3 protein-coding genes and 1 pseudogene are annotated in these 3,511 nt (G+C 71.7%); 2 read left to right on the forward strand and 2 right to left on the reverse strand.

Annotated elements, in window-relative coordinates:
- Positions 1 to 690: aldehyde dehydrogenase family protein (locus WA805_RS11655; RefSeq protein ID WP_425242347.1), on the forward strand; the 690-nt coding region annotated here is incomplete at its 5' end.
- A 101-nt stretch (positions 691 to 791) separates the two neighbouring features.
- Here WA805_RS11655 and WA805_RS11660 read toward each other — a convergent pair.
- Positions 792 to 2,426: a GMC family oxidoreductase gene (locus tag WA805_RS11660; protein ID WP_425242348.1), complete on the reverse strand. Its 1,635-nt coding sequence runs from the start codon at positions 2,424 to 2,426 to the stop codon at positions 792 to 794.
- A 76-nt stretch (positions 2,427 to 2,502) separates the two neighbouring features.
- Here WA805_RS11660 and WA805_RS11665 point away from each other — a divergent pair, with 76 nt between their 5' ends.
- On the forward strand, positions 2,503 to 3,105 hold the full coding sequence (locus WA805_RS11665) for a cob(I)yrinic acid a,c-diamide adenosyltransferase (RefSeq protein WP_422271833.1): 603 nt from the start codon (positions 2,503 to 2,505) through the stop codon (positions 3,103 to 3,105).
- 24 nt (positions 3,106 to 3,129) lie between these two features.
- Here WA805_RS11665 and WA805_RS11670 read toward each other — a convergent pair.
- A pseudogene (locus WA805_RS11670) lies at positions 3,130 to 3,511 on the reverse strand (ATP-dependent endonuclease); the annotation flags it as partial.

The following is a 3,511-nucleotide window of genomic DNA, read 5'->3' on the forward strand; positions in this document are numbered from 1 at the left end:
GGCCAGACCTGCGTCGGAATCGAGCGGGTGTACGTCGTCGGCGACGTGTACCACTCGTTCCTGGACAAACTGCGCGAGCGGGTGGCCGCGCTCCGGCCGGGCTCCGACCGGGAGGCCGACTACGGTCCGATGACCATGGCGTCACAGGTCGACGTCATCGAGGGGCACGTGGCCGACGCGCTGGCCCGGAACTCTCACCCGGCCATCGGCGGGCTGGACAGCATCCGCGCCCCGTACGTCGAGCCGGTCATTCTCACCGGCGTGCCGGAGGACAGCCGGGCGGTCACCGAGGAGACCTTCGGGCCGACGGTGACGGTGACGAAGGTTGCTGATCTCGACGAGGGCGTGCGGCTGGCCAACGGCGGGCGGTACGGGCTGGGCTCGGCCGTGTACGCCAAGAGCAGGAAGCGGGCCCTGGATGCCGCGCGGTCGCTGCGCACCGGGATGACGGCCATCAACTCGGTGATCGCGTTCGCCGGCGTACCGTCACTGCTGTTCGGCGGGGTGGCAGACTCCGGGTTCGGGCGGATCCACGGCGCGGACGGCCTGCGCGAGTTCGCCAGGGCCAAGGCCATCACCAGGCAGCGGATGAAGCCGCTGGTGAACCTGACCACGTTCGCGCGCACGGACAAGGACATGGACAAGATCGTGGCGCTGGTCACGCTGCTGCACGGGCGGCGGTACCGGTGATCCGTTAACGCGGAGCATGAGACGCGTGATTGTAGCGCTCATGCTCCGTGTCAACCGGTGGGCCCGGACGCGCCGGGGCCAGGCGACGCGCCGTCCGAAGGTTAGGAGACGAGTGCTACGACTTGCTCGGGGTCGGCCGAAGCGAGCGGGGCCCGTCCCGCGATGAGGTCGGCCGCGCGCTCCGCGATGGCGATGACCGGGGCATTGGTGTTACCTCGCGGCACGGCGGGCATGACCGACGCGTCCACCACGCGCAGCCCGTCCACCCCCCGGACCCGCAGCATCGGGTCGACGACGCTAGCGTGCCGGCTCGCCGCCTGCCCGGAATCGCCGCCCATCGCGCAGGTGCCCGCCGGGTGGTAAGTCGTCACCAGCGACGCGCGGATGTAGTCGCGGATCTCATGGTCGGTATGCACGCTGTCGCCAGGGGCGAGTTCCTCGGCGCAGACCCGCGACAGCGGCGCGGCGGTCCCGTAGTCCCGCGCCGTCCGCACGCCGGCCGCCAGGGCGCCCAGGTCGCGAACATCGGTCAGGTAGCCGGGGTCGATCAGCGGCCGGTGCCTGGGATCCCTGGACGCGAGCCTGAGCCGTCCCCGGCTGGTCACGTCGACCAGCGTCACGAGCACCGTCATCGCCCGCCGCGCCGGGTCGGCGAGCCCTTGGTCCCTGAACGCGACCGGCAGCACGTGCCACTGCAGGTCAGGGGCTGCCAGCCTTGGGTCGCTGCGGGCGAACCCGCCCGCCTCCGCGATGTTAGAGGTGAGCGGGCCCTTGTGCGTCACCATCCAGCGCGCGAACCCGGCAGTGCCTGAGCTCTCCCATAGGCCCTTGAGGGCCGGCGTCGACCACAGCACCGGAACCGACGGGTGGTCCGCCAGGTTCGCGCCCACCGCGGGGCTGTCCACGATCACGTAAATGCCCTGCTCGCGCAGATGGTCGGCCGGGCCGATGCCGGAGAGCATGAGCAGCTGCGGGCTGCCGATCGCGCCTGCCGCGAGGATGACCTCCGCCTCGGCCCTGGCGGTCTCTTCTCGCCCCGCGTGCCGGTAGGTGACGCCGGCGGCCCGGCCGCCCTCGATCACGAGTCCCGTCGCGGTGGCGTTCGTCAGGACCGTCAGGTTCTGCGGCCGCTGCGCAAGATAGGCGTCGGCGGCGCTGCACCGCCTTCCGTCGCGCTGGGTCACCTGGTAGAAGCCCACGCCGTCCTGCTGCGGCCCGTTGAAGTCGTCGTTAGCCACGGCACCGCGCCGGGTGGCCGCCTCGATGAAGTGCCGCCCGTGTTCGGATTTGTGGCGGAGATCCTGAACGGACAGCGGGCCGCCCGTGCCGTGATAGACGCTCGCCCCGCGGGCGTTGTCCTCCGCGCGCAGGAAGTAGGGCGCCAGCTCGCGGAACCCCCAGCCGGTGCAGCCGAAGTCGTCGCGCCACGCGTCGTAGTCCAGCCGGTTACCCCGGATGTAGATCATCGCGTTCATGGCCGAACTGCCGCCGAGCACCCGGCCGCGCGGCCAGTAGACCGGCCGCGCGTCGGCGCGCTCCTGCGGGAGCGTCACGTAGTTCCAGTCGTACTTGGTGCGGAAGAGCCGGTTGTAGGCGGCCGGAATGTGAATCTCGTCGACGTCATCGGACGACGGGCCTGCCTCGAGGAGAAGCACTCTGGTGCCGGGGTCTTCGGCGAGCCGCGCGGCCAGCACGCAGCCCGCGCTGCCGCCGCCCACGATCACGTAGTCGAACACGCCAGCCACCCTACCGGGCCGCCCACTTGATCCGGGGCGGGAAAACGGCGTCGGGCCGCGCCGTTAGTGTGGTCGCATGGCCAACAACGAGCAGAGGGACACGCCGGTCGTGCTGTCCAGGATCTACACGCGAACCGGTGACGACGGCACGACCGCCCTCGTAGACGGGAACCGGGTCGACAAGACAGACAGCCGGCTGGCCGCCTACGCGGACACCGACGAGGCGAACTGCGCCATCGGGATGGCCGTGACGTTCGGCCAGCTGCCCGCGGACATGGCCGCGCTGCTCGGCCGGATCCAGAACGAGCTGTTCGACGTCGGCGCCGACCTGGCCAATCCGGTCAGCCCCGAGCCGCCCGCGTACCAGCAGCTGCGCATCGACGAGAGCTATGTGACGTCCCTCGAGTCGGCCTGCGATGAGTACAACGCCGCGCTGCCGGTGCTGCGCAGCTTCGTGCTGCCAGGCGGCACGCCGGGCGCGGCGCTGCTGCACACCGCGCGCGCCGTCACCAGGCGCGCGGAACGCAGCGCGTGGGCCGCCGTCCGCGACCACGGCGAGACCGTGAACGTGTGGCCCGCGAAGTACCTGAACCGGCTGTCAGACCTGCTGTTCATCCTCGCCCGCGCCGCCAATGCCGAGCGCGGTGACGTGCTGTGGCGTCCCGGTGGCGACCGCTGAGCGCGCCCGCCGCCATATCGGGCGTCAGACGGCGCTGAGCAGGGCGTCGAGCGGCTGCGGTATCCGGTCCAGGCTGATCGCCTCGGTCAGCAGGCGGGCGTAGCGCAGCTTGCGCTGCGCGCCCGCGCCGAAGAAGCGCCGCAACTGCGCCGCCTCGTCCTTTCCCCGCCAGGCCGGCTGCCGCTGAATGGTGCGGAACGCGTGGAGGTCTCCGTGCGCGGCGAGCACCTCCGTCACCCGTGCGGGCCCGGCGGCGCGGATGAGCTCGTCCTCCAGGTCCTCGGTACAGACGAAGAAGCCCGCGGGATCCAGGCCGGCCGCGGCCAGGCCGCGGCTGACGATGTACGCCTCGCCCGCGTCGCAGAGCCCCGCGAGCCGGGCGCAGGTCCCCTCAGGGCCGAACCGC

The sequence above is a fragment of the Trebonia sp. genome, assembly GCF_049794275.1.
Taxonomy (GTDB): domain Bacteria; phylum Actinomycetota; class Actinomycetes; order Streptosporangiales; family Streptosporangiaceae; genus Trebonia.

Coding starts and splice junctions, on each gene's coding strand:
- WA805_RS11665 (WP_422271833.1), top strand. CDS start 2,503: ATGGCCAACAACGAGCAGAGGGACACGCCGGTCGTGCTGTCCAGGATC.